The organism is Microcystis aeruginosa NIES-4325, assembly GCF_008974145.1.
Lineage (GTDB): Bacteria > Cyanobacteriota > Cyanobacteriia > Cyanobacteriales > Microcystaceae > Microcystis > Microcystis aeruginosa_G.
Map to the genome: position 1 here is coordinate 108,806 of NZ_BJKP01000006.1, position 26,500 is coordinate 135,305.

Here is a 26,500-nt window from a genome sequence, read left to right on the forward strand (position 1 = left end):
GACCTAAAATAAATAACTGTGAGCCAAGGTGAGTAAAAAAGTCATTTGCGCTGCTAAAGCAAAGAGATAAATTAACATTCTCGGTTTAAAAATAGACAACATTAAACCAATCCCTTTCAGGTCAATCATTGGACCAAACACTAGAAAAGCCAGCAGGGAACTACTGGTAAAACTAGAGGCAAAGGAGAGAGCAAAAAAAGAATCAACCGTGGAACAAATCGAAACAATGACCGCTAACAGCATCATTGCCAAGATCGAAGTAATCGGATCCTGACCCAAATTAAGCACAAATTCCCGGGGAACAAACACCTGTAAACCAGCCGCTATAGCACTTCCTAAGATTAAAACTCCTCCTAATTCCCGTAATTCCATCACCACGTTTTCCAGAAAAGTTAACCAGCGCCTTTTCATCGGAATAGCTTGCACTGCTGGGAGGACAGCAGTAGCGGCAAAACTTTCGTCTAAGCGCAAAGTTTGCCCAGAATTACCGATCAGAAAAGAACCGGATTGTAGTAGTAGTGGGATAGATTCTTTTTCCGGTGTTTGCGGTTGCCAATTGAGACTTTTTGCCAAAGAGGTTTGGAGGAGTGGTCGCGGATCTTTTTGGATACTAAAGATAATACCGATAACCGTAGCAATGAATAAAGAAAAGATAACTCGATAGAAAACAATTTCCGGTTGATCGCGAAAAGCTACCCAAGTAGACCAGATAACAATCGGGTTAATTGTCGGCGCTGCTAACAGAAAACTAACCGCTACTGCATTCGGCATTCCTTGCACAAGTAAACGTCGCGCCACGGGTACATTGCCACACTCGCAGACGGGGAACAAAAACCCAATACATCCCCCCACAAATGCTCCTAAAACAGCATTGCGAGGCATCAAGGCAACTAGGCGACGTTCATCGACAAATATTAAAAGAATACTAGAGAGAATCACCCCTAGCAGCAAGAAAGGCATCGCTTCCACCAACAGGCTCAGGAATAGGGTAAAGGCATTTTGTAGTTGACTCATCTATCCTCGCCTTGGTAATTAGAGGTTTAGGGATAAAGACTTAGGAACCCTGGAAAAAGGTTCATCTATCAGTTATCAGTTATCAGTTACCAGTGACCAGTTATCAGTTACCGGTTATCAGTTATCCGTTATCCGTTACAGCCTTTCTCGTCAAGATGAAGTATAACCGAATTTGGTATTGACGACCAACTCCCCAAAAGGAAAGCTTCGTACCTCACCATTAAGATAACTGTTAGAGCAGAACGTAGGTTGGGTTGAAGCATGAAACCCAACGCTGTTAGAGCAGATTTGAGTTTTCAGTCCACTGATTACTGTTTACTGATCACTGATCACTGAACTAGAGGACTCGATTAAGCTTACCGCTTTGATAACCTTCTAGATCGAGGGTGACATAGATAAAGCCTAATTTTTGCAGATCAGCGACCAATTCGCTTAAATTTGTCCGATTAATAAAGTCGGGAATTTCTGCTGCCGGCAATTCAATCCGTGCCGTATCGCCGCTCGATCGCACCCGTAATTGACGATAACCTAATTTTCGCAGATAAATCTCCGCCCGTCCGACTCTTTGCAATTTCTCCAGGCTAATTTCCTCCCCGTAGGGAAAACGGGAACTTAAACAGGGTTGCGCCGGTTTATCCCACCAAGGTAAATTTAAGTAACGAGATAGTTGACGAACTTCGCTTTTTGTGATAGCAATTTCGGCCAAAGGTGAACGAGCACCGCGCTCCCTAGCCGCTTGGATCCCGGGACGATAATCCCTTAAATCATCAGCATTAACGCCATCGATGACGTAGGAATAACCACGAGCGAGAGCAAGAGGTTTAAGGGTGTCGTGTAGCTCACTTTTGCAGAAATAACAGCGATTAACGGGATTACTGGTGTAATTGGGGTTATTCATTTCCTCGGTTTCCACCAATTCGTGCCGAATACCGATATAATCGGCCTGAGCGATCGCTTCTTCCAATTCTTCCGGCAGTAGGGAAGGGGAAACCGCCGTAATTGCCAATGCTTGACTCCCTAGCAAATCATAGGCCACTTTGGCCACTAGGGTACTATCCACGCCCCCAGAATAGGCAATCAGAGCTTTTTCGCTGGTTTTTAAGAGGTTTTGTAATTGTCCGAGTTTATCGAGTAATTGACTGTCCATGGCGGCGATTTTGGCAACTGGTTTAGGGAGACCGTTTTTTATTATATGCCGTGCCGTAATTAATCAGGGCTACCCCTCGATTAATAGACTAACTAAGCGAGGTGATAAATTGTGATCAAAAAGTAATTTCATTAGTTAACTAAAATGGTTTGACGTTCACGCTCGGCGGCATAACTCAAACAGGCTAAAATATCCGCCTTGGTTAAGTAAGGAAAATCTTCTAAAATTTCTTCATAAGTCATTCCCGAAGCCAGATAGGAGAGAACATCATAAACAGTAATTCTCATTCCTCTAATGCAAGGTTTTCCGCTCCTTTTTCCCGGTTCTATGGTAATAATATCTTTGTATGACATAATGTTGATTAACTGGTGATCAAATCTAAAATTGATGATAGCATTTCGGGGCAACCCCTCTGTAGTTGCCCCTGCCAAGGATAATTTATCCCCGACGACGAAGGGAAGCGGCACCCAACGTACCAACAGCGATTAAACTCACTATACCACTAGGTTCGGGGGTTGATACAGCACCGCCACCAGTAGCAGTGATATCCCCATTAAGAGCCACAAACCCACCACCAGCAACATTAGCGGAGTTTTCACCAAAGAAGAAGATAGTGGAGGAGTCAGCATTCAGTCCATAGAGACGGAACTGCACCGGTCCGGTTTGGGGTGCTAAACTGCTTAGATCAAAGCTGTAGGTATTAAAGGCACCTGTTAAGCTAACTTGTGTCCCTAAATTATTGGTGAACCCATCAACACTAGAGCGCAAGACCAAATCTAGCCGCGTTTCATCATGCTGCGCATTGAGTTGTAAGTTAGTAAAATCGACTTGAAAACCTGCACCGGGTTGTACGGCAAATTCCACGTATTGGTTGGTATCAACAGTGCTACCTGTATTCCAACTGTTGGTTCCACCACCCAACACGAAACTACTCTGATTACGCCGAAATATCCCGGCGGTGTTTAACCCAGTGCTAGTTATATTCGCACCTACAGTATTCGCCGCTCTGGGATAGGTTGCGGTACTGGCATTAAATTGATTCCAACCAGCTACTATTGCCGCTTGAGCAGGAGTAACCCCGGCTAACCCCATCAGAGTCAAGGGGGTTAAAATTGTCAGTAATTTTTTCATGGATTTGATGGCAATAATAGGACGGAAATATGGTCATATTTAACGCTAGTTTTGCGCCAATATCATACAACAGAAGCTATCACAAGGGGGGGGGAAGTCAAGGGTTATTTAATCATAATTTTTTATTGATTTTTATATTTAAGATAGTTTTGGATTATATAAATATTTTTGACTGGTTGCAAGGTTATAGCTGGCAACGCAGATAAGCGAGGTTCTACCTCTACTTAGTTTCTTTGACCGAAATGATCACCTTCGCTCCTAGGTTCCCCCGCAATAAATTGACCTGGTGCATCTCACATTTGCAGGAATACCGACAATCAGCAATTATACTAAATCCGTTGAGTATAGGCTACTTATAAAGGAGAGAACCTCATGCAAAAGGGGGAATAAATAATCAGTTTTTAATAACCAGATTTAGTATTAGCTTGTTGGCGAATTTTATCTTTAATATAGTCGGGAATAGGGCTAGGATTCATGCTTCTAAGGGTGAAATTAATCCTCTTTTAACCGCTTCATTTAATCCTTGTGCCTTCTTTAACAAGTTTATTTGATAAATTTGCATCAATGACCAAAGTTCCCTATTTTCAAAGGTTGATAAATCCCTCTCTTGTTGTTGATTGAGCAACTCGCTTAATCTTTGATCCTGTTCTGATGCCATTTGTAATTGAGTTAATTTGATAATTTCTTCATCTGATAATGAATTTAGGGATGAGATTTTTTCGCCTTGATAATTGGGACTAATAGAAAAAGTGATCGCTTCTACTAATATATCATTAAGATCACGGTTAATTGAATGGGCTAAGGATTGAGCTAGATTAAAAATCTCATCAGGTAAAGTTAAAGTAATTGAAATAGCCATAAACTTTTTTTATGCGGGTTTATAGAGATATTATAATTATAACTCAAATTTTTGTTACCCATAGGGATAAAATGGTTAAAAAGTAACAGGATAGCTCCTTTAAGCTTGTTTTATCAACCTCAGATTTCGAGGCAAGATTTACCGATAACTTAACTGACAGCAAACTCAGTTAAGTTACGAGTTTCCAGATCGTAAAAAGCTAAAACTATATCTTCTTTAGAAATACCCTCCCTTAATAATTCCGCAGGGTAAGATCATCTCAATTAGGCTTGACAAAAGGCTTTCAGCACAGCCATCATATAGTTATTATCCATGACCGCCCGTGGCTCTTCTAGTTTTCGTGTGTTAATTTTTGTTATGAATTAAAGCAAGCAAACAGCTTAAGTAATTGGTAAATCCATAACTCATTCTTTTCATAAGCTTTATTTTGGTATTCATTCCCTCATAATCCGTTGGTTGTATGATTTTCAAAGTAATTACAAATACCAGGCAAATGCTTCTGGATCATACTGGCACTACTTTGATATAATATCCCGCCTATTCTTATCCATTTTTCCAATTTTCTCTCAGCACCTCTGAACGTTCTACTACTTTGATAAATTTGTCTAATTTCTTCTTTCATTTCCCAGGCTATTCCCAAGCATGGATGTTCTTTCAGTATAACTTCTAGTTGTTGTTTTTGCTCGTCCTTTAAGTCCTCTTTATTCTTCCATAATAAATGAGGTAATCCCTTTTCATGCACCCCCATTAACTTTCTCAATTTATTAAGCTCGTCATTGATGATAGTCATTACATGAAAACGGTCATAGATGATTTTAGCATTGGGAAATAATTCCTTGGTCACTGCTGTAAATCCTGACCACATATCGACGCTCACTTCTTTCACCTTCTCCCGAACTGCGTCTGGCTGTGCTTTTAAGGCTTCCATTAATTCATCTTGCTTATGTCCTTTAATCACATCTAGTAAAATTTTCTTGTCCAGATATACGACCGTTGTTATGAAATCTTTATGTCCTTTTAAGTTACTAAATTCATCTAAGCTTATTCGTTCTGGTGCTTCCCACTCTTCCTTTTCTAGTTCTTTAGCAAAGTGATTAAATATTAACTCAACTTCTTCCCATCCCAACCCTTCTTCTCGACTTATTTCTTCGATACTACAATTTTTTACTCTCTCATAAATCATCGATTCATAGCGAATTGTACTATGCTGTCTTAATCTCATAAAACTCAGTCTTTCGCTCATATACTTTTGGCACTTTTGACAATGAAACTGGCGGCGTGGTACTTCTAAATATACCAGATTGCCTAATATTGACAAATCTCTGACTAGATTATACTATGTCTGATTGATTCTGTCCAAGGTTTGATGGCAATTCGGATATTCAATTGTTTCATTTAAAAGAGCGAGCTTTAGGAAAATTGTCTGAGCAATTTTTTGATAATTGACCACTGTTACATTTGGTAAATCGAGGAGTTGATCAAAATTTATCCACATAACCCACCTGCTGTCCTGTATTATTATTATACCATCCTCACACAGAACCTAGAAGAGCCCTTTTTTGGATATAAACTTGATTCTAGAAAAACTATTGGTAATCAGAAAATGCTGACTTCATCGCCTCCCAATCTCTCGCAACTTGCCCTTTTATTTCTCAAAATCGGCATTATCGGTTTTGGTGGTCCGGCTGCCCATATCGCTTTAATGGAGGAAGAAGTGGTTAAGCGTCGCCGTTGGATGACTAAGGAACGATTTCTCGATTTGGTGGGGGCCACTAATCTGATTCCCGGTCCTAATTCCACGGAAATGGCCATTCATATCGGTTATATTTTTGGTGGTTTAGCGGGTTTAATAATCACGGGGGTTTGTTTTATTACTCCTGCGGTGTTAATTACGGGTTTTCTAGCTTGGATTTATACTACCTACGGGACTTTACCGGATGTGGCTCCGATTTTTGCTGGGATTAAACCAGTAGTAATTGCGGTGATTTTTCAGGCACTCTGGCGCTTAGGCAAAAAGGCACTAAAAACCCGTCAATTACTGTTCATCGGATTGGGGGTTATCGGATTATTAATTTTAGGTTTAAATGAAATTATCGCTTTACTGTTAGGCGGAATTATCGGAATGTTTATCCTAAAAAAATTCGCAACTTTCCCCCTGATTGTGGCAGGAATAGGCGGTGCGACGGCGGTTGCTACTCCTAGCAACATCCCACCGACATTAACAGGATTAGGGCTATTTTTCCTCAAGGTGGGTAGTGTTTTATTTGGTAGTGGTTATGTGTTAGTTGCCTTTTTAGAAGCGGATTTAGTGCAGGGGAGAGGATGGTTAACCCGACAACAATTATTAGATGCTATTGCTATCGGTCAATTTACCCCCGGTCCAGTGTTATCTACAGCCACTTTTATCGGTTATCAAATATTAGGAGTATCGGGGGCAATTGTGGCGACTCTAGCAATTTTCTTTCCTTCTTTTATCTTTGTTTTATTACTTAATCCTCTTATTCCTACTCTGAGACAATCCGCTTGGGCGGGTGCTTTTTTAGACGCAATTAATGCTAGTGCTGTGGCTTTAATGGTAGCAGTAATTTTTAATTTAGCTCTAGCTACTTGGTTACAACCCTACGGGAATTTACCTTTTAATTTATTGGCTATCATTCTATCTCTTGTCTCTGGTATTCTTTTACTACGTTTTCAGGTTAATTCTACTTGGTTAATTATTGCTGGTGCGCTCATTGGTTTACTATTGAAACAATTAGGTTAGGGGGAAATACTGCCCCTAACTAACCTATATTTTCCTTAAACTTTTGCCATTGATGTAGTTGCTTCTCTGAGCTTTTCTACCCAGTTATAAATCTGATTACGATTTAGTCTATAGCTGAGGGGATGAGCGATTAATCGAGCGCTACTAGCAAATAATTCGTCAATTTCTACTAAACCATTTTCCCGTAAAGTTCGACCGGTGGAAACTAGGTCAACTATCGCTTCTGACATCCCCGTAATCGGGCCCAATTCTACGGAACCATAGAGAGGTATAATCTCGACGGGAATATCTAAACGACGAAAATAATCCTTAGCACAATTGACAAATTTTGAGGCAACTTTACCGTGATGGGGAATATCTAAAGGACTTTGATAGGGACTATCAGCAGGGACAGCTACCGACATCCGACAATAACCAAATTTTAGGTCAATTAAATTAGCCACATCGGGAGATTTTTCCAATAAAATATCATACCCGGCGATGCCTAATTGTGCCTGACCGTATTCTACATAAACTGGTACATCTGTGGCTCTTACTAATAATGCTTTCGCTTGGTTAGTGGGGTCGGTAATCTGTAATTGGCGATTTTTTGAGTCAAGAAAAGCACTAAAATCTAAGCCAATCTTTTGAAATATTTGGATACTTTCGTTTAGTAAAGCACCCTTCGGTAAGGCAATTGTTAGCATAGAGGGAATTATGAATTGGGGTGTGGGGTTTTTCAGTGAACAGTAATCAGTAATCAGTGAACTGAAAATTCGCCTCTGATAACTGAGATGGCAGTAAGTTCTCTAATGACCACATCAGCTAATTGTAAATCTTGATGGTTTTCTGGTTGCCAACTAATTGCGATCGCAGCTGCTGATTTTGCCTGTTTAGCCATTTCCCAATCGGCCCTAGTATCCCCTATCATCAGGGTTTTGTCCACGGCAGTCCCCAAAGCTTGACAGGTTTCTTGCAATAATAAGGGATCCGGTTTACTTAAACCTCGATCGCAGCCTCGAGCAATTTTAACATAATTTAATAGGTGATTTTCCTTGACAAATTGCTCAACTCGTGCTGTGGTATCGGAGGAAAGAATCGCCAATTGTAACCCGGCCGCGTGCAGATAACGAATTACTTCTAAACATTGGGGATAGAGGGGATTTAAGCGGGGGGGAACCTTTTCATCGGCCGCTTGAAAGGCCGCTTTTGCGATCGCCATAGCCGTTAACCAATCCCGGCCGGTGGAAGCAATACAACCGGCAGCGACGATATGATTATCTCTGCGGCTGCCCACTGCCATTAAACCAGCAGGATTGAGACTATTTGCCCCAATACCGAAAGTTTTAGTTAATAAAGACTCTAAACCAGGGATTTGCGATTCAATGGCTTGTATCCGGGCTATAGCTCGATCGTACCAGAAAGCTCGCGAATCCTCTAACGTACCGTCCTTATCAAAAACAATCCCTTGAATATCTCTAAATTCTCGATTACCACAGCGAATTATCGGCAAATAAACCCCCTTATTTTTATCGAATGTCAGTCATCATTTTAGCTCTCAGGAGACAGGATTAAGGAGACAGCAGACAGGAGATTATTTTTTATGTATTCTCCCCACACCCCACACCCTACACCCTACACCCCACTTTCCTATACCTTTTCAACAGGATTTAGTATTATTCCTCAAAAGCAGCTTTTTGCTGACGGACTAAATCGACACCGCGGGAAGTTCCCAGACGGGTGGCCCCGGCCTGGATAAGAGCGAGCGCTTGTTCTAGGGTGCGAATTCCGCCGGATGCTTTAATTCCTACCCGGCCTTTGCTAATTTCCTTGAGAAACTTGACATCGCTAACCGTTGCACCTCCAAACCAGCCGGTACTGGTTTTTAGATAACTCACTCCTGCATCCATGCAAATCTCCGCCGCTAAACGTTTCTCGGTGTCCGTCAGTTGTGAGGTTTCCAGAATCGCTTTTACCGTCTGGCCGGTTTCCTGACAAATACTAGCAATTTCTTGGAATAATTGCTCAGATTTCCCATCTTTTAGCCAACCGAGATTAATAACCACATCTAACTCCTTAGCACCATTATCTACGGCTTCTAAAGCCTCATAACGTTTAACTGCGGAGGTAGTGGCCCCTGCGGGAAAACCAATCACGGTAGAAACTAAAGTTTTTTTGCCGTGGAGTAACTGCACAGCTTGCTTAACGGCAGCGGGATAAACGCAGACGGTGGGAAAACGATATTGATCAGCCTGTTGACAGTAAGCCTCTAATTGTTCACTGGTGGCGGTGGGGATGAGGAGAGAATGGTCGATATATTGTGCTAAATCTAGATCAGAATTGGTGATAGCCATTATCTACGCCTCAATATAGTCAATCGATCGCTATTTTCTCATTTTATGGAAGTCACACAGCAAAGTCATGTCTCGTTAACCTAGAAATTCCGAGACTAGCAAAAATCCAGTAACCTAGGAAGAAACCGTCACAAGTGAAGACTAGGAGACAATAGACCTATGTTAGAAGCGTATCATCAGCACGTTGCCGACCGAGCGAAATTAGGTATCCCTCCCCTTCCCCTCAATGCCCAACAAACGGCGGAATTATGCGAAATGCTCAAAAATCCGCCCGAAGAACTCAAGGGAGAATTGCTGACCCTGCTGCGTGACCGTGTTCCCCCCGGAGTTGATGAAGCAGCCTACGTTAAAGCGGGATTTTTAACAGGAATTGCTAAAGGTGAAATAAAATCTAACGTTATCTCCCCCCAGGGTGCGGTTAGCTTACTGGGAACCATGGTCGGTGGTTATAACGTTCATTCTCTGATTGAACTGCTAAAATCCAGAGATATTAATATCGCCGCCGCTGCTGCCAGTGCTTTAAGTAAAACCCTGCTGGTATTCGACGCATTTAACGAGGTTTTGGAATTATCCGACACCAATCCCTATGCTAAACAGGTTATCGATGCTTGGGCCAATGGCGCTTGGTTTATCGCTAAACCGAAACTCGCTAAAGAAATTACCGTCACCGTCTTCAAAGTCCCGGGAGAAACCAATACAGATGACCTATCCCCCGCTCCCCATGCCACCACCCGGCCCGATATTCCCCTCCATGCCTTGGTAATGTTAGAAACCCGTCAACCCGGGTCCCTAGAAACCATTGCCGAATTGAAAAAATTAGGTCATCCGGTCGCCTATGTGGGGGATGTGGTCGGGACTGGTTCCAGCCGAAAATCGGCAATTAACTCGGTTCTCTGGCATATTGGCGATGATATTCCCTTTGTGCCTAATAAACGTGCTGGTGGCTATATTTTAGGCAGTAAAATCGCCCCTATCTTCTTTAATACTGCTGAGGATTCCGGCGCTTTACCGATTGAATGCGATGTTAGCCAAATGAACACGGGAGATGTGATTAAAATCTATCCCTACGAAGGCAAAATCACCAACGAAGCGGGCGCAACTATTAGCACTTTTGGCCTCAAACCTGAGACAATTCTGGATGAAGTGCGGGCCGGCGGTCGTATTCCCCTATTAATCGGTCGCAGTCTCACCGATAAAACCCGTCACGCCTTGGGACTTGAGGCTAGTACCCTATTTACCCGTCCCACTATGCCTAATGACACGGGTAAAGGTTACACCCTAGCGCAAAAAATGGTCGGCAAAGCTTGCGGTTTACCCGGGGTGCGGCCGGGTACTTCCTGTGACCCAATTATGACCACGGTAGGGTCTCAGGATACCACTGGCCCGATGACCAGAGACGAGTTAAAAGAGTTAGCCTGTTTAGGTTTTAGCGCTGATTTAGTCATGCAGAGTTTCTGTCACACGGCAGCCTATCCCAAACCAGTTGATATTCAAACTCATCACCAATTACCGGACTTTTTCTCTACCCGGGGTGGGGTGGCTTTACGTCCGGGAGATGGCATTATTCACTCCTGGTTAAATCGGATGTTATTACCGGATACGGTGGGGACTGGAGGCGATTCTCATACTCGTTTTCCCCTGGGAATTTCCTTTCCTGCGGGGTCGGGTTTAGTGGCATTTGCCGCCGCTTTGGGAGTAATGCCTTTGGATATGCCAGAATCGGTTTTAGTGCGTTTTACGGGGGAATTACAACCCGGTGTAACTCTGCGCGATATTGTTAATGCTATTCCCTACGTTGCCATCCAAGAAGGCAAATTAACCGTGGAAAAACAGAATAAAAAAAATGTTTTTAACGGTCGCATTATGGAGATGGAAGGGCTGCCGGATTTGAAATTAGAACAGGCTTTTGAGTTAACCGATGCCACGGCGGAACGTTCCTGCGCCGGTTGTACGATTAAGTTAAGTACCGAGACAGTGGCGGAATATTTACGCTCTAATGTGGCCCTGTTAAAGAATATGGCAGCCCGGGGTTATAGTGATGCCAAAACTATCCTGCGTCGGGTAGCAAAAATGGAACAATGGTTAGCTAATCCTGTCCTGATGGAGGCGGATAAGGATGCCGAATATGCGGATATTATCACCGTCAACTTAAACGAGATTAAAGAACCAATTGTCGCCGCACCCAATGACCCCGATAATATCAAGTTAATGTCGGAATGCGCCGGGGATACAATTGATGAGGTGTTCATCGGTTCTTGTATGACTAATATCGGTCATTATCGCGCTGCTGCTAAGATATTAGAAGGGGCAGGAGTTGCTAAGGCTAAACTGTGGATTTGTCCCCCCACCCGCATGGATGAAAAACAATTGCGCGATGAGGGAATGTACGGCATTTTTGCCGCTTCTGGGGCCCGTACCGAGATGCCTGGATGTTCCCTTTGTATGGGTAATCAAGCGCGGGTTGAAGACAGAGCGACGGTATTTTCTACCTCGACTCGTAACTTCAATAATCGCATGGGAAAAGATGCGCGAGTCTATCTCGGTTCCGCCGAATTAGCGGCGGTTTGTGCGCTACTGGGACGCATTCCCACCCTTGAGGAATACCTCGCAATTGTCATCGAGAAAATTAATCCTTTTGCCAGGGATTTATACCGCTATTTGAACTTTAATGAAATCGCTGGTTTTGAGGATGAAGGCCGGGTAATTCCCTTAGAAGATTTGCCTAAGATTGAGGATATCTTAGGGATTCCTTCTGGTGTTTTGAGTTAGTATGAAGTTTAGGGTGAGCTATGAAAAGCTCACCTTATTGACGATTTTTGGCTCTTCTCGACTTTGTGTGATAAGTTTAAATTATATAGGATCGATCTTTGTGTCCTTTGTGTCTTTGTGGTTCGTTCCACCCCCTCGCTAGGAGAAATGTATCTTAGAATACATTTTACCCACCAAACCTAGGAGAGCCTAACGCCCTAGGGGTTTTCTGCATCGATCCAATGTTTTCTAGAATGGGGAGAGAATTAATTGCCATCGATCCATGATTCAGAGTATTTCGTCCTCTTGGTTGTCTGAGTATTCCTCGGCAGTTGCCGCAGGAATTTGCGCTATTTTAGTCTTTTTTGGTTGGTTATGCCTACACCTTAATCTGATCGGCCTAGCTTTAATCCTACTGGCGATCGCATATCTGGTGGGAGGATACGAGAGTACCCAAGCAGGATTGACGACTTTATGGGAGGAAAAAGAACTAGATGTGGACCTGTTAATGATTGTAGCGGCCTTGGGGGCGGCGATTTTGGGACTCTGGGATAGTAATTACTATCTCATCATCGATGGAGCCGTTTTAATCCTGATTTTCGCTATTAGTGGTGCATTAGAACAGATTGCCATGGCAAAAACCGATCGCAATATTCGTTCTCTCATGGCCATGACTCCCGATACTGCCAGATTAATCACGGGAGACAGCGAAAAAGAGGTTCCTATCAAGCAATTACACATCGGTGACACAGTTTTGGTCAAACCGGGTGAATTAATCCCCATTGACGGCATTATTATGGAGGGAAACAGTCCCATTAATCAAGCACCAATTACTGGGGAATCGTTTCCCGTGGATAAAACCATCGGGGAAGAAGTCTTTGCGGGAACTCTCAACGGTGCGGGAGTGCTACGTTTAAAGGTGGAAACTCCCCCCGAAAGTCGCTTAATTGAGAGGGTGATTCGTTTGGTAGAAAAAGCACAAAATGAATCCCCTCCCTCCCAACAGTTTATCGAAGGTTTCGAGCGGGGTTATGCGAAAATTATCGTGATTTTAGGCTTAATTTTCGGTACTTTACCGCCTTTTTTCTGGGGTTGGACCTGGGAAACTACTATCTATCGGGCCTTAATTTTTCTCGTGGTGGCTTCTCCCTGTGCTTTAATGGCCTCAATTATGCCAGCTTTGTTATCGGGTATCGCTAACGGGGCAAAACAGGGAATTTTATTCAAAAATGGCGCAAGATTGGAGATGATCGGCCGCATACGAGCGATCGCTTTTGATAAAACCGGCACTCTCACCCTTGGTAAGTTGCAAGTGGTGGAAATTATCCCTATCCATGCAGTCAGCGAAAATGAGGTGTTAGCGGTGGCTGCAGCCCTAGAATCCTGTTCGGAACATCCCATCGGGTCTGCTATTACCGCCACAGCCAGGGAACGTGGTATAAATTTCTTCAGTGCTAATCAGGTACAAGCGGTATCGGGACGGGGTATCACGGGAAAAATTGGCGATAAGTCGGTATCTGTGGGCAATTTTGCCTATATTCGTGACCATATTGCTGATCTTGACCAGAATATCCTAGCTATCCGCGAACGTTTACAAAAAGAAGGCAGAACCCTCGTCTGGGTAGTACAAGAGAATCAAATAATCGGGGCGATCGCTGTGGCCGATACCCTTCGTGACTCAGCAGTTAATCTGGTGAAGCAGCTAAAAAAGATCGGTATCGAACATATAGTTTTAATTACGGGTGATAATCAACAAAGTGCCGATCAAGTCGCTAAAAAACTCGGTATTGAGGAGGTTTACGCTGATTTACTGCCAGAAGATAAGTTAACCGTTATCCAAAATCTCCAAGAAAAATATCACACTGTCGCTATGGTGGGGGATGGCATTAATGACGCGCCCGCTTTAGCTATGGCTAATGTGGGGATTGCCATGGGAAAAGCTGGTAGTGATGTGGCCTTGGAAACGGCCGATATTATCCTTATGTCCGATAATTTAGCCAAAATTCCCAGCGCAATTAACCTCGGTCGTCGTGCCAATCGCATCGTTAAACAGAATATCACTTTCGCCCTCGCGTTTATCGGCATATTGCTCATAGCCAATTTTGCCGGTGATATAACTTTACCTCTAGGTGTCATCGGTCATGAAGGATCGACGGTATTAGTGACTCTCAGCGGTTTAAGATTGTTCAAATAGGGATAAAAATACAGACAACTATGGGCGAAATCCAGGCAATCCGAGGCACAAAAGATATTTTACCGGCGGAGGTCGGTTACTGGCAGTGGTTAGAGGAAACTGCCAGCAGAATTTTAGGAACTGCGCTGTATCAAGAGATACGAACTCCCATTTTTGAACAGACGCAACTTTTTGAACGGGGTATCGGGGAAGCGACGGACGTGGTAGGTAAAGAAATGTACACTTTCCTCGATCGCGGTCAACGTTCCCTGACTTTGCGACCGGAGGGAACGGCTGGGGTCGTTCGCGCCTATATTGAACACAAATTACAGGCCTCCGGAGGAGTACAAAGACTCTGGTATAAGGGGCCGATGTTTCGTTATGAACGTCCGCAAGCGGGTAGGCAGCGACAGTTTCATCAAATCGGGGTCGAATTGTTGGGAACTGATGACCCTAGGGCGGATGTGGAAGTAATTACCCTTGCCAGCGAGATATTAAAAGCTGTGGGGCTAGAAAACCTAAAATTAGATATTAATTCCCTGGGAAATGCCCAAGATAGGCAAAATTATCGTCAGGCCCTGCTAGATTATTTGACTCCCTACAAAGCTGATTTAGACGCGGATTCTCAACAGAGATTAGAAAAAAATCCCCTGCGAATTTTGGATAGTAAGGACGAGAAAACCAAGATTATCTGTAAGAATGCCCCCAGTATTCTTGAACATCTCGGTAGTGATTCTCAAAAGCATTTTGAACGGGTGCAATCTTTACTAACCGATTTGGGAGTTATCTATAATCTTAATCCCTGTTTAGTGCGAGGATTGGACTATTACACCCATACAGCCTTTGAAATTCAGTCCGATGATTTAGGTGCTCAAGCCACGGTTTGCGGTGGTGGTCGTTATGATGGTTTAATAGTTCAATTAGGCGGACCAGACACACCAGCAGTGGGTTGGGCGATCGGTTTAGAACGTCTGATTATATTATTACAGCAAAAGCAATCTTTATCTTTTTTGGTTCCCGATTTTTATCTTGTCTCCAAAGGAGAAAAAGCTGAGTCCCGCAGTGTGGTGTTAGCCCAGCAATTACGCGGATTGGGGTTTAGCGTCGAGTTAGACTTAAGCGGCAGCGCTTTCGGGAAACAATTTAAACGGGCCGATCGAGCTAAGGCCGTGGGCTGTATAATTTTGGGGGATGCTGAGGCTGAAAATGGCACGGTACAACTGAAATGGATGGCCACCCAAGAACAAATTAGTCTAACTCAAGCGGATTTATTGACACAAGCAGGGGAATTAAAAGCGCAAATCTCTCGGCACAAATCCTAAGTTTTAGCGTCATGGGCAAACATTAGGCCTAGGCTAAGATTATGGAATTTATACTGCAAAAACAAGGGGAGAATCACGGACGCACAATTTCTACTAATACCCTAGAAATTGTCTCGGGAAACTATCGTCTCTTGGCCCGTCTGGATTCTCCTTTTGCTCATATTGAAGTGCGTATCGATTACGAATCTCCCGAAAGTAGCGAACGATATACCCATTATTATCGATCGGATGCCGGGGGTTGGCTGGAAATTTTTTCCTATCGAGATTTAGGAATAGGTAGCTGGAAAATTCGCTGTTATGGGGATATTCTGGCCGAATTAGGGGGGCAAGGTTGGCAAGAAATGTTAACTTTAATTGTTACTCCTGTTAAGATCAATTATCTGGCTCAATTAGAACAGTTAATTAAAACCGAAATTGAACCTTTATTAGCACGAGAATCCTCTGCGGAGATGGTAAAATTAGAATTTGCCGATTTAACCAATAATTCTGCCTTTGTTTTTGATTTATGCCTACCAGAGGAAACAATGACTGCTAGAGAAGGGGTAACTCTAGAACTGCCAGAACCTGCTAATATGAAAAAGAGCCTTCAAAGTTTATCTAATCGCAATTCTGCACCCCTACCCCCGAAAATATCCGGTTCTAATTCCCGCCGAAAATCACCGCAACTTCCCCCAATTCCTAAAAATAAATAGGGTTTGCTGAAAAAGTTTCTTGCTGGGGTTAGGAGTCGGTCGGGAAAGTCAAAACAAGGAAACTGGCATTTCCGATATAACAATGTCTAACATGACAAACGTGCTACCGTGTTATTATGATCCTCTCGTTCAGGAATACAGCTACTGAAGATATTTTCAACGGTGAGGATACAAAAAAAGCGCGGAAAGTCTGTCCTAAAAATTTATGGAACGTGGCCCGGCGAAAACTCGATTTAGTCGATTCGGCGACCTCCCTAGATGACCTCCGCATTCCACCTAATAATCGTTTAGAGGTTTTAGTCGGTGATCGACAAGGTCAGTATAGTATCCGAATCAATGATCAGTACCGTATCTGTTTTATCTGGACTGTAAATGGGGCAAAAATGGTTGAAATCGTTGATTATCATTCCAGTTAAAAAAGGAGTATAAGCATGGTTCGCATACCTACCCATAGAAGACCCACCCATCCGGGCCAGATGCTGAAAGAGGAATTTTTGCGGCCGATGGGAATCACACAACGTCAACTTGCCGACGCAATCGGAGTTCCCTACCGGCAAATTAACGAAATCGTCAACGGTCGTCGGGGGATTACCCCTAGCACCGCTTTAAGACTAGCTAAATACTTGCAAGTCTCTCCTGATTTTTGGTTAAATCTTCAAATCCGATTCGATTTGTTTGATATTAAACAAAAAGAGAGCGAGCAAATTGAAAAAATTCTTCCGTCCCCTATAACAGTAATTACGAGCGAGGGAGGGAGTTAATCAGACTCTTAAAAACTGATTTGGTATTAGCTGGGGTTTAACCCTTCTTTAATCTAGTGAGGCAGCAACTTAAACCTAGTATTTTTTCAAGAACTTCTGACGAAATCGCGAGATTAATAGGTCTAATTCCGGTAACTTCAATAACATCGCACCGAGGAGGAATAAACCCACCGCTACGGTCGAAGCAAAACCTAACTGTAATAATTGTAGGAAAATATTACTGGCACCGAAAACCTTTTCCCAGCCCCAACTAGCACCCCAACTAGCAACACCAGAAAGCATTGTAATTACCGTTAATCCCAATAAGGATAAACCCCATTCTCCCAAGGGTAAACCCCCTAAACGACGATTTAAAATTACCGTAAAAATGCCCATAGAAATGATATTAACCCCCACGGTTGCTAAAACAATCCCCGGAGTACCAAAAGGTTTATACAAGAGGAAATCCAGCACACCATTAAGAAAAATATTCACCATACTCACCTTAAAGGGAGTGTCGCCATCACCCAAAGCATAGAACACTCGTACCAAAACATCGCGGCCGAGATAGAAAAACATCCCGAAACCGTAGGCCATTAATACGGGAACCACCTGTTCCGAGGCAGCCAGATTAAAGGCACCCCGTTGATAGATAACCCGCACTACCGGGAAAGCGAGGGCGATAAAGATAGCGGTGAAGGGTAACATGGTTAAAGCCGTCAATAATAAACCCTGACGGATTCTTTGCTTCAATTCTCCCCAATTTTCCGGTTCCGTCAGTCGAGAAAATATCGGCATAAACGGCACGAGAATCATGTTGGACATGATGCCCAAGGGCGTGAGAACGATAAAACTGGCGTAACGCATGGATGCGGCGGCATTTTCGATAAAAGAAGCGAAAAAGAGGTCAGTATAAACGTTAATATGCAACATTCCCGAAGATAAGGTCGCCGGAATCATCACCCGCAACACCTCCGACACCCCCGGAATACGCCAATCCCAACGAAATGTTAATTTTCCTAAACCTGCCTTGACTTGTGCGCCCACTTGTGCTAACCATTGCCAGAGCGCCCCAACGAGAGTACCGCCGGCGAGGACAAAACCCCCCAGTTGCACATATTGCGGCTCATCAATGCGATCGCCAAGTGACCAGGCCAGCAAACCCACCCCGATAATCACCGCCACACTGGAAAAAAGCGGACTGAGACTCGGTAGCCAGTATTGGTCCGCCGCGTTGAGAGTACCGAAACCGATGCCGATTAAACCGGCTAAAACCGCCATGGGGGCCATAATTTGCAGTTGTTGAATGGCCATGCTGCGGGTGGCGGCATCTAAACCGGGGGCGAGAACATCGATAAAAATATTGGCAAAAACGATTAAAAAGACGGTGACAGCTAATAAAATCGCGCTGACTAGGGTGGTAATAGTCTCGACAATCGGCGCAGACTCGGATTTATCTCTTTTGGCCAAAACACTGACCAAAGCGCTGTGAAAGGGGCCGTTAATACCACCGAGGAGAATTAACAGAAAACCGGGGATAACGTAGGCAAAAGCGTAGGCGTTCACCACTGGCCCAACACCGTAGGCAGCGGCGATTACCTGTTCGCGGACTAAACCAAAAACCTTACTGATTAAGGTGGCAACGGCGACAATTCCGGCAATGCCGGCTAAGGAACGGGTAGCTTTCTTAGTAATGATGACACCTCGAAAGAAAACAACTGCATTGATTGATTCTACCCGTTTCTGTGTTCCCGCCGAAAAGCGCTCTCTAGTTGTCAAATTTAATTTGACTGGAGTGTATAAGACCCATTTCCCCACAGACATCCCCATCATACCAAGGGCCAACCGAACCATAAATATTGATGGTTCTACTTTCTCTGACTGAACAGATGATATTGCCATTGGGGGATGTTCTCACATTTGATGGCGGAGAAAACACTATTGCTGTAGCGATTCTTGATTCTGACAACGCCGATAAATTTGACATAATCAGAGGTTATACGGATATTTTAGTTGTCTGTTGTCTTTTTTCTCCTCCTAGTCTCCTGTCTCCCGAAAAAGAAAACTTTGCACCTCACTATTGAGAAGCTTATCCATCTGCCAACCTAACTGAGTTGGCTGCTGATAAACCTTTTTTAAAGTGTTAATATCCCGGCTAGAAATCGGGGCAATATCTCTAGTTTGAGCGAAATACATCACATCCGTCTCTAGGGGACTATGACCCCAAATTCCCAAAGCGTGACCTAATTCGTGCCGCGCTGCCGCTAAGGCCGACCGATCAGCTAAATTAGGACTAATCTGGATACTCATCCGATGAGTTAGGCGATTTTCCTTGACAAAAATCTCGTATTGTGTTATGGCAGAACGCACCCGGGGCAGTTCTAACTTACCGGTTTCGGGATTAAAACGGACTCCCGACGGCGGTAACTCCTGTTTAATGAGGATATCGGCCAATTCTGCCCGATTTACCAACTCGATCGGCAAATACTGCCCCCATTCAGCGATCGCCTGTTGTACCAAACTCAGCCAAGAACTGCGATCGCTCTGAACGTAAATCTTCACGGGAAATTGCGACCAAATCAACGCTCCCACGGGACTGATTTCCACAGCATCAAAATAATCCCCGGGTTGGTTTTGCTCTTGCCATTGGGCTAAATTAGCGGGCAAAGGATGGGTTTTTAACTCCGGTAGCGAGCGACTGTCGGCAATCAGAGAATAGGAAAACAGCAAAAGACTCGCCAAGGCTGCGAGTCCTAGAAAAGAGAACCAACCTCTTAGCATTTAGCGATTTAACCAGCCGGCGCTCAGTACAATGGTTAGGGTGATAAATACCGTCCCCAAGGACCAAGTCACCTGATTTAAGGTTTTTTCCGCCGTTTTTGCGCTGGTAAAAATCTGTGATTGACCGCCAATACCGCCAATACCATCCCCTTTGGGACTGTGTAACAACACCAAAATCGCCAGAAAGGCCGCCGCCAGCGCCCAAATAATCTGTACTACCAGCACCACTGTCATGATCATTACTCTCTATTTTCCATTACAAAGTATAGCAGTTATCAAGCCGTCAGCTTTGAACTGGAGTTTAGACCAGCAATTCCAAATTCAGAATGTAGCAAGAAATACAGAATACAAAACGCTTTGGCCGTGTAGCTCCCAATCCAAAATCAAGAGGAATTAATGCGAGTAACAGGGATGGCCTCATCGAGCATAAAGTCTAAGGTGGTGATTCGGTAGTAGTGATGGCGGCTTAATCCTTTGCTTTGCTGTGCATTGTAGTCATGGATAAAATACCAAAGGGCTCCCCAACGTGATTCTCCATTTTTTTAGAGAAAGATAGACTCTCTCTCACTGGCGGAGAAATCCTTTGTCGAAAGGTATTATTTAATCTTTCAAGATGATTAGTTTGACCAGTTTCTTTCCCGACTGGTCGATGACGTTTACTGGGAATTACTGTCTTATAGGACTCCCAAAAGTCTGTGTAAGCAACAGCGCATTTTCGGTAAACACCGGGTAAACTGGTTCCAAAGTTTTTTGGCTGATTGACGACTCCTATCTCCTAAATAGCAACCAATAATTTTTCCTGTTTTTCTATCAATTGCCAGCCAGATATAAACCTTTATCGTCTTAGAAAAAACCAAAGACCACCCTTCGGATTCTCTCAGGCTTCGGCCGTGAGCTCACGCCGAACCGCGAAGTCGAGACGTTGACATAATTTTGTAACCATGACCAACTTACCCCTGTTACTCTAGCAATTCCTCGTAAGTAAATTCGTTCGAGCAAGAGTTTATCAATTAATTGTTGGGTTTCGTCAGAGACGGTTTTATTAGTGGGATTGATCACAAACTGACGACCACATTTTTTACATTGACGTTTGGGTTTTCGATTATGAATAGAACCATTCTTGATACTATGGTGAGAACCACAATTAGGACAGGGGAATAGAGGTGAACTAGGGGGGTACTTTGTTCGGTGCTAGACTGATATTTGAGTAAGCCAGACAGGAGCCAGAAAAAGATATTTATCAGAAAAGTCATGATCAAGCTAGAGGTTTAAAGACTGATCGGGTTCCAATTATTTTTATTAATAAATATTTTACACAATTCATACCAGGTAAGCAAGAGAGCTACGCCACTACTACCGAATCATTACCGGTTTTTGAAGGTCTCAATCCTATTTGGGGCTAAAAAAGCACAAAACCCTTTTCTAGCAAAGCTTCTACTGATATTCAGCCAACCCTAGATATTGATTTAAGATTGCGGCTGTAGCTAGACCGGTTTTTTGCCAACTAAACTCATTGGCTCGTTTTTTGCCTAGATAACTTAATTTTGAGTGTAATTGTCGATCTTGAGCGATAATTGTCAGGGCATCGGCTAGGGACTCGACTCGATAGGGATCGATTAAAATTGCCGCTGTTGCCGTGACTTCTGGCAAAGATGACAAATTTGAGGTAATGACGGGGGTACCGCAGGCCATAGCCTCTAAAACGGGCAATCCGAAGCCTTCCCAGAGACTAGGGAAGACCAAAGCAGTGGCTTGACTGATCACTTTGGGCAGCTCATCGTAGGGGATATAGTCGAGAAATTTAATGCGATCGCTGACCGCTAATTCTCGCGCTTGTTGTTGTAAATTGGGGGTATAACGGCGATCAAAGCTGCCAGCAATCCAAAGACGATAATCGGTTAAATCTGGGGGCAGTTGGGCAAAAGCGGCGATTAAACGCGGTAAATTTTTATAGGGATTGGGACGACCGAGATAGAGAAAATAGGGATGCTCTGGCTTATTATCTTCAATGGGGCGAAAGTGATGATGATCGTAGGCTAGGGGAATAGAAGTAATTTTATCGGCGGGAATTTGATAATATTCAGTGATATCTTTGGCCGTTGCCTGAGAGTTACAGATAATATGTTTTGCCTGTTGTAATACCTGCGGCACATAATAACGGAAATAGTGAGTTAAGGGGGAAGTAAAACTGGGAAACCGCAGGGGAATTAAATCGTGGACCATGACGACAAAGCGACAGGGAGAATTTATCGGTGCTTCCGGGAGGGGAGAAAAGAGTAAATTGGCCTTTAATTGTCGGTAAATTGACGGTAACTGCCACTGAGTCCAGAGTAAGCGTTTTAAATGACCTTTCGCTCCTCGATCGGGGCCGAGACCCTTCGGGATAGAATAACAGTTAAAGTCGGGATAACTATTAGCTGTTAGTAGGGTTGGTTCTAAATTTTTCAGGTAGGGTAAGAGGTTAAGAATGTAGGTACTGATTCCTGTGGGTTGGGGAAAAAGTACGGAGAGATTAATTAATAACTTATGCTGTGTATTCACTAATTACCCTGTTGATATTTGCTGAGAATTTCTGAGATATATTGGTAGCCTTCCAGTCCAATAGATTTAATCAGGGAGGAACGTTCCTGACTGAAAGTCTGCTCAAAAGCTGCGATATTTTTGCCGCGAATAACCGTTAACAGACTAGCAGCTTGTCGCCATTCCACTGCACCGATTTCGTGTAGCCAATACATTCCTAGAGAACCCATATAAATTGCCTGTTCAAAATTCTTGTCTTGATAGTAAGCTTCGCCTAAATAAGTTAGTAATAAACCTTGCAGATATACATCTCCGTAGTATTTGGCCGATTCCAATCCTTGCAGGAGAATATTAATCGCTTCTTGGGGTCTTTCAAGGATAATATAGGCCAGACCTAAACTGCTACAACAAAGGGATTTACTCTGCCAATCCTGGAGACTTTCCGCTAACTTTAATCCCTGGTTTAAATACTCGATCGAACTTTGATAAATTTCTGGATCATATCTCTCTAACTGTTGTGCTTCTTGTACCTGACTATAACCCAAATTAGCTAAAGCGTTAGCCTGTCCTAAACTATTACCCTGTTGACGACTTAAAATTAAAGCTCTCTGACTTAAATTAATCGCTTCTGCATAGTTTTTCTGGATAGCATTGAGACGGGATAAATGGTTTAAATTAGCTATTTCACAAGCATAATCCTGCTGTTGACGAGCAATTTCTAAAGCTTGTTGATGACATTCTCTGGCCTGTGGATAGTAGCCGCGAATGCGATTAGAATAGGCAATTAAAGTTAAAATTCTCGCCTTTTCTCCCGTACCTTCCACATAACGTAGAGGAATTGATAAATAATCTAATGCTTCCTTGAGATAACTGCCAGAAAAGGAGGCGAAAATTCCCCCGTATAAAGGAAAATAATCCCGTTTAGCAAAGGTTCTCAGAATTTGTAAAGCCATCTGAAAACAGCCCCGACTATAGAGGGAATTTTTACTAACTTGCTCGAAACTATTGGTTAACAGCGACCAAATTAAAGCAAAGGTGAGAAAGGTAGAAATGGATAATTTTGCCCCTAATTTTTCGCTGTAGATACGCTGATCAAAAAAGTTAATTAGTCCTCTCTGGATATATTGAAAAACAATAGCAGTTTCTACCCAATCGGTTAAAGTTAAATCCTGAGTGATAGAATCAAAAGCTTGTTGATTAGCTAAACTTTCTAAGACTCGTTTTAACCAAGAGGGATTAACTTTACTTGCCCAAATTTGCCAGGGTGTCACTCGCTCATTATCATTAGTAAAACCAAGATTGCGATTTTGTTCGTAGAGCCAACTGGTGAGATCATTCGATAAATTTGACCAAGTATTTAAACCCAGATTAATTCCCGTGGCAATTTGCCATAAATCCGCTTCTCCCCGCTGCTGAGAAACTGTCTGTAAATGCTTGGCTAACTTTTGTAATTGTTCTAGGGTTAAAGCATTATTTTGATTGGGATCAATTAAATTCACTAAAGTTAGTAAACGATCCTCTCGATCAATTTTCACCAGACTATTGATCGCCGCTTCAGTGAGAGAATTTTGCTGATTGGTTTTTTGATAATTTTCCCATTCACTTTCGATGGTTTCCAGAGCGCGCAACACCCTAGTCGCTTTAATTTTTGTTTCTAACTGTGAGCGAGTAACGATTATTTTTTCAGTTAAACAACGCTCAAAAATTTCTCCTGTGCCATTTTTTACTCCCTCGGCTAAAAGGTTATAAACCTGTGATTTAGCTCTAATTTTTCCTTCTAAAGTTAGATTGACAATGCGCTCAATTAGTGCATTATAAGTGTCGTTGAAGTTATCTTTATTTTCTGTCATAGGGGGTTTTTCAGTTATCAGTAAACAGTAAAAAGTGATTAGGAATCAGTAAAAAGTAAACAGTGAAAATACAGTAGGAAACTTCTATTTAATACTGTTCACTTAAAACTCAAATCTGATGACTGATAACTGCTCACTGATAACTTATTCAAGACTGACTCCTGTTGATCAAAGTAATTACCGTCACTTCGGGGGGACAAAAAAGACGACCGGGAAAATAGGTTCCTAAGCCTCGATTCACATATAATTGATTTTCCCCGACTCGATGAAATCCCTCAGACCATTGCCAGTATCGGACTACCCTGCTAAACTGCCGGTGAAGGGGAACCCATTGACCATAGGGTTCGGGCAGCGATCGCCTAAGTTCCTCTAAAATTATCGGTAGGGAACCGATACCGGGGATAGTCACTTGGCCTCCGTGGGTATGACCCGATAACTGCAAATCCACTCGCCAATCCCTTAAAACCATGGCTGTATCGGGATTGTGGGAAATGACGAGTCTGGGTATATCGGGAGCAATTTGCTCGAGGATTTGCGGTAAAAACTCCCCAGACCAATAATCGGCCAATCCGACGATGGGAAAGTTTTCGCCGTAGGGTGTGACGATTTCATTCCAGAGTACCCGAATTCCCACGCTAGTTAGGGCTGAGCTGACCGTTTCCCTGGCGTTGGGAAGATAACTGTCATGATTTCCTAAACAAGCATAAATACCCCCTTGACTTTTGAGAGCTTTTATGCTCTCGACTAGGGCAAAAATTGGCCTGGGACTATGGGTAATAAAGTCCCCCGTCAGGAAGATGAGATCGGGTTTTTCCTGATTAGTAATGGCGATCGCTTCTTGCAGGACAGCTACAGGCAAATGCTGTTCATCGCAGTGCAGGTCTGACCACTGCACCAACTTGATCCCTTGCAGACCTGCCGGTAGGCCAGCAATTGCGATCGTTAATCTTTCTACCTGTAAGGATTCTAACCAAAAGGGTCGCATCGGTGAGCCGTTGTCGGTGAGTAGTTACCAGTCTATCAATTCCCGATGGGGTTGTTGGGGGACGCTTCTGCAAACATCCCTCTCTTGAGGATTAGCCTGGAAATTTACTGATAATTCTCTCCATAGCAGCCTCGACGTTGGCACGACTATTAAAAGCCGATAGCCGGAAATAACCCTCTCCAGCAGCCCCAAAGCCAGATCCAGGGGTTCCCACCACATTACAAGTATGTAGCAGTTTATCGAAGAAATCCCAACTCGATAGACCTTGGGGCGTTTTTACCCAAACGTAGGGCGCATTTACACCGCCATGGACTTCTAAACCAGCAGCGGTTAATTTTTCTCGGATAATTGTTGCATTTTGTAAATAAAACTTGACAAGTTCTTGTACTTGTGCTTGTCCTTCTGGAGAATAAACCGCCTCGGCCCCCCGTTGGACAATGTAGGAAACGCCGTTAAATTTGGTCGATTGCCGACGATTCCACAGTTTCCAGAGTTGCACATCCGTCCCGTCGGCCGCTTTGGCCATGAGACTTTGGGGAACCACGGTTAAAGCGCAACGGGTTCCAGTAAAACCGGCATTTTTAGAAAAAGAGCGAAATTCGATCGCACATTGCCGCGCCCCCTCGATTTCGTAGATGGAATGGGGTAAACTGGCATCGGTGATAAAGGCCTCGTAGGCTGCATCAAAAAAGATAATCGATCCGTTGGCCCTAGCATAATTAACCCAAGCTGTCAAGTGTTCTTTGGTAGCTGTAGCCCCAGTGGGATTGTTGGGAAAACACAGATAGATTAAATCGACTTTTTCCGTCGGAATCTGGGCAGTAAAGTTATTTTCGGCGGTAATTGGCAGATAAATCAAGCCCTCGTATTCGCCGCGGTCGTTGACCCCTCCCGTGTGTCCAGCCATAACGTTAGTATCGACGTAAACGGGATATACTGGGTCGGTCACGGCGATCGAGTTATTATCTCCAAAAATATCGAGAATATTGCCCGTATCGCACTTAGAACCGTCGGAAATAAAGATTTCATCGGCACTTATATCACAACCGCGAGCCTGAAAATCATGGACGGCGATTTTCTCCCTTAACCAAGCATAACCCTGTTCCGGCCCGTAACCCTTAAAGCTAGAGCGATCGCCCATTTCCTCCACTGCTTTGATCATGGCCTCGCGACAAGCTAGGGGCAAAGGTTCGGTGACATCCCCAATCCCCAGACGGATAATATTAGCATCGGCATTGGCTGCCGCAAAAGCTTGGACTCGTCGGGCAATTTCCGGAAAAAGATAACCCGCTTTTAGTTTTAAGTAATTACTGTTAATGGTTGCCATAATTATTCTCGTTTCAGTCGCAACCTTTAATTCTATAATAGTCGGTCATCGGCCGTCAGTTTCGATCGCCCTCCTTGATGGACTAGGATTGGGTGTCGGCGGTTGTCTTTCGATATA

At 43.5% G+C, this 26,500-nt stretch carries 22 protein-coding genes and 4 pseudogenes; 7 read left to right on the plus strand and 19 right to left on the minus strand.

Annotated elements, in window-relative coordinates; all coding sequences use genetic code 11:
• Window positions 1-3 precede the first annotated feature (3 nt).
• The 7 genes and pseudogenes from MiAbW_RS05165 to MiAbW_RS05195 form a co-directional block, all read right to left on the minus strand.
• Window positions 4-1,014, minus strand: coding sequence for a permease (locus MiAbW_RS05165; protein ID WP_002793150.1), 1,011 nt, complete (start codon window positions 1,012-1,014; stop codon window positions 4-6).
• A 337-nt stretch (window positions 1,015-1,351) separates the two neighbouring features.
• Window positions 1,352-2,161: an ATP-dependent sacrificial sulfur transferase LarE gene (larE, locus tag MiAbW_RS05170; RefSeq protein ID WP_043997874.1), complete on the minus strand. Its 810-nt coding sequence runs from the start codon at window positions 2,159-2,161 to the stop codon at window positions 1,352-1,354.
• Between the two features lie 131 nt (window positions 2,162-2,292).
• Window positions 2,293-2,514 carry a DUF433 domain-containing protein gene (locus MiAbW_RS05175; RefSeq protein ID WP_002750124.1) on the minus strand — a complete coding sequence of 74 codons (222 nt, stop codon included), beginning with the start codon at window positions 2,512-2,514 and terminating at the stop codon, window positions 2,293-2,295.
• Window positions 2,515-2,599: 85 nt separating this feature from the next.
• Window positions 2,600-3,292 (minus strand): PEP-CTERM sorting domain-containing protein, encoded by a 693-nt coding sequence (locus MiAbW_RS05180; protein ID WP_151695206.1) that lies wholly within the window; start codon window positions 3,290-3,292, stop codon window positions 2,600-2,602.
• 472 nt (window positions 3,293-3,764) lie between these two features.
• Window positions 3,765-4,151, minus strand: coding sequence for a hypothetical protein (locus MiAbW_RS05185; protein ID WP_108937775.1), 387 nt, complete (start codon window positions 4,149-4,151; stop codon window positions 3,765-3,767).
• 149 nt (window positions 4,152-4,300) lie between these two features.
• Window positions 4,301-4,393 (minus strand): annotated as a pseudogene (locus MiAbW_RS05190) (element excision factor XisI family protein); the annotation flags it as partial.
• A 113-nt stretch (window positions 4,394-4,506) separates the two neighbouring features.
• Window positions 4,507-5,646 (minus strand): annotated as a pseudogene (locus MiAbW_RS05195) (ISL3 family transposase).
• Window positions 5,647-5,754: 108 nt separating this feature from the next.
• Between MiAbW_RS05195 and chrA the strand changes: the two are divergent.
• On the plus strand, window positions 5,755-6,912 hold the full coding sequence (gene chrA, locus MiAbW_RS05200; protein ID WP_151695207.1) for a chromate efflux transporter: 1,158 nt from the start codon (window positions 5,755-5,757) through the stop codon (window positions 6,910-6,912).
• A gap of 35 nt (window positions 6,913-6,947) precedes the next feature.
• Here chrA and hisG read toward each other — a convergent pair whose 3' ends face one another.
• The 3 genes from hisG to deoC all read right to left on the minus strand — a co-directional run bounded on the left by hisG (window position 6,948) and on the right by deoC (window position 9,245).
• Window positions 6,948-7,598, minus strand: coding sequence for an ATP phosphoribosyltransferase (gene hisG, locus MiAbW_RS05205; protein ID WP_002767021.1), 651 nt, complete (start codon window positions 7,596-7,598; stop codon window positions 6,948-6,950).
• Between the two features lie 53 nt (window positions 7,599-7,651).
• Complete coding sequence (locus tag MiAbW_RS05210) at window positions 7,652-8,404, minus strand: HAD family hydrolase (protein WP_151695208.1); 753 nt, start codon at window positions 8,402-8,404, stop codon at window positions 7,652-7,654.
• Between the two features lie 163 nt (window positions 8,405-8,567).
• Window positions 8,568-9,245: a deoxyribose-phosphate aldolase gene (deoC, locus tag MiAbW_RS05215; RefSeq protein ID WP_151695209.1), complete on the minus strand. Its 678-nt coding sequence runs from the start codon at window positions 9,243-9,245 to the stop codon at window positions 8,568-8,570.
• Window positions 9,246-9,404: 159 nt separating this feature from the next.
• On the opposite strand from deoC, the gene acnB reads away from it, so the two are divergent.
• The 6 genes from acnB to MiAbW_RS05250 all read left to right on the plus strand — a co-directional run bounded on the left by acnB (window position 9,405) and on the right by MiAbW_RS05250 (window position 16,941).
• A complete protein-coding gene (acnB, locus tag MiAbW_RS05220; RefSeq protein WP_151695210.1) occupies window positions 9,405-12,014 on the plus strand; it encodes a bifunctional aconitate hydratase 2/2-methylisocitrate dehydratase in 2,610 nt (869 codons plus the stop codon).
• A gap of 262 nt (window positions 12,015-12,276) precedes the next feature.
• Window positions 12,277-14,187, plus strand: a complete 1,911-nt coding sequence (locus tag MiAbW_RS05230; RefSeq protein ID WP_151695211.1) for a heavy metal translocating P-type ATPase — start codon at window positions 12,277-12,279, stop codon at window positions 14,185-14,187.
• A 20-nt stretch (window positions 14,188-14,207) separates the two neighbouring features.
• Window positions 14,208-15,488, plus strand: coding sequence for a histidine--tRNA ligase (gene hisS / locus MiAbW_RS05235; protein WP_151695212.1), 1,281 nt, complete (start codon window positions 14,208-14,210; stop codon window positions 15,486-15,488).
• A 41-nt stretch (window positions 15,489-15,529) separates the two neighbouring features.
• Entirely contained in the window at window positions 15,530-16,180 is a 651-nt protein-coding gene (locus tag MiAbW_RS05240; RefSeq protein WP_151695213.1) for a hypothetical protein, read from the plus strand.
• 116 nt (window positions 16,181-16,296) lie between these two features.
• Window positions 16,297-16,596: a type II toxin-antitoxin system RelE/ParE family toxin gene (locus tag MiAbW_RS05245; protein WP_151695214.1), complete on the plus strand. Its 300-nt coding sequence runs from the start codon at window positions 16,297-16,299 to the stop codon at window positions 16,594-16,596.
• 15 nt (window positions 16,597-16,611) lie between these two features.
• On the plus strand, window positions 16,612-16,941 hold the full coding sequence (locus MiAbW_RS05250) for a HigA family addiction module antitoxin (protein WP_151695215.1): 330 nt from the start codon (window positions 16,612-16,614) through the stop codon (window positions 16,939-16,941).
• A 75-nt stretch (window positions 16,942-17,016) separates the two neighbouring features.
• Here the strand turns inward: MiAbW_RS05250 and murJ are convergent, their stop codons facing one another.
• The 9 genes and pseudogenes from murJ to MiAbW_RS05295 form a co-directional block, all read right to left on the minus strand.
• Entirely contained in the window at window positions 17,017-18,744 is a 1,728-nt protein-coding gene (gene murJ, locus MiAbW_RS05255; protein ID WP_151695216.1) for a murein biosynthesis integral membrane protein MurJ, read from the minus strand.
• A pseudogene (locus MiAbW_RS20535) lies at window positions 18,689-18,895 on the minus strand (hypothetical protein); the annotation flags it as partial. The gene murJ and the pseudogene MiAbW_RS20535, both read right to left, overlap by 56 nt.
• Before the next feature lie 62 nt (window positions 18,896-18,957).
• Window positions 18,958-19,701: a peptidase gene (locus tag MiAbW_RS05265; protein WP_151695218.1), complete on the minus strand. Its 744-nt coding sequence runs from the start codon at window positions 19,699-19,701 to the stop codon at window positions 18,958-18,960.
• Window positions 19,702-19,935 carry a preprotein translocase subunit SecG gene (gene secG, locus MiAbW_RS05270; RefSeq protein ID WP_151695219.1) on the minus strand — a complete coding sequence of 78 codons (234 nt, stop codon included), beginning with the start codon at window positions 19,933-19,935 and terminating at the stop codon, window positions 19,702-19,704.
• A 251-nt stretch (window positions 19,936-20,186) separates the two neighbouring features.
• Window positions 20,187-20,826, minus strand: a pseudogene (locus MiAbW_RS05275) (IS1 family transposase); the annotation flags it as partial.
• A 309-nt stretch (window positions 20,827-21,135) separates the two neighbouring features.
• Window positions 21,136-22,242, minus strand: coding sequence for a glycosyltransferase family 4 protein (locus tag MiAbW_RS05280; protein WP_151695220.1), 1,107 nt, complete (start codon window positions 22,240-22,242; stop codon window positions 21,136-21,138).
• Window positions 22,242-24,071, minus strand: coding sequence for a tetratricopeptide repeat protein (locus MiAbW_RS05285; RefSeq protein ID WP_151695221.1), 1,830 nt, complete (start codon window positions 24,069-24,071; stop codon window positions 22,242-22,244). Before MiAbW_RS05285 ends, MiAbW_RS05280 begins: the two co-directional genes overlap by 1 nt.
• A gap of 148 nt (window positions 24,072-24,219) precedes the next feature.
• Complete coding sequence (locus MiAbW_RS05290; protein ID WP_151695222.1) at window positions 24,220-25,056, minus strand: metallophosphoesterase; 837 nt, start codon at window positions 25,054-25,056, stop codon at window positions 24,220-24,222.
• 91 nt (window positions 25,057-25,147) lie between these two features.
• Window positions 25,148-26,383 carry an LL-diaminopimelate aminotransferase gene (locus MiAbW_RS05295; RefSeq protein ID WP_151695223.1) on the minus strand — a complete coding sequence of 412 codons (1,236 nt, stop codon included), beginning with the start codon at window positions 26,381-26,383 and terminating at the stop codon, window positions 25,148-25,150.
• Window positions 26,384-26,500: the final 117 nt, after the last annotated feature.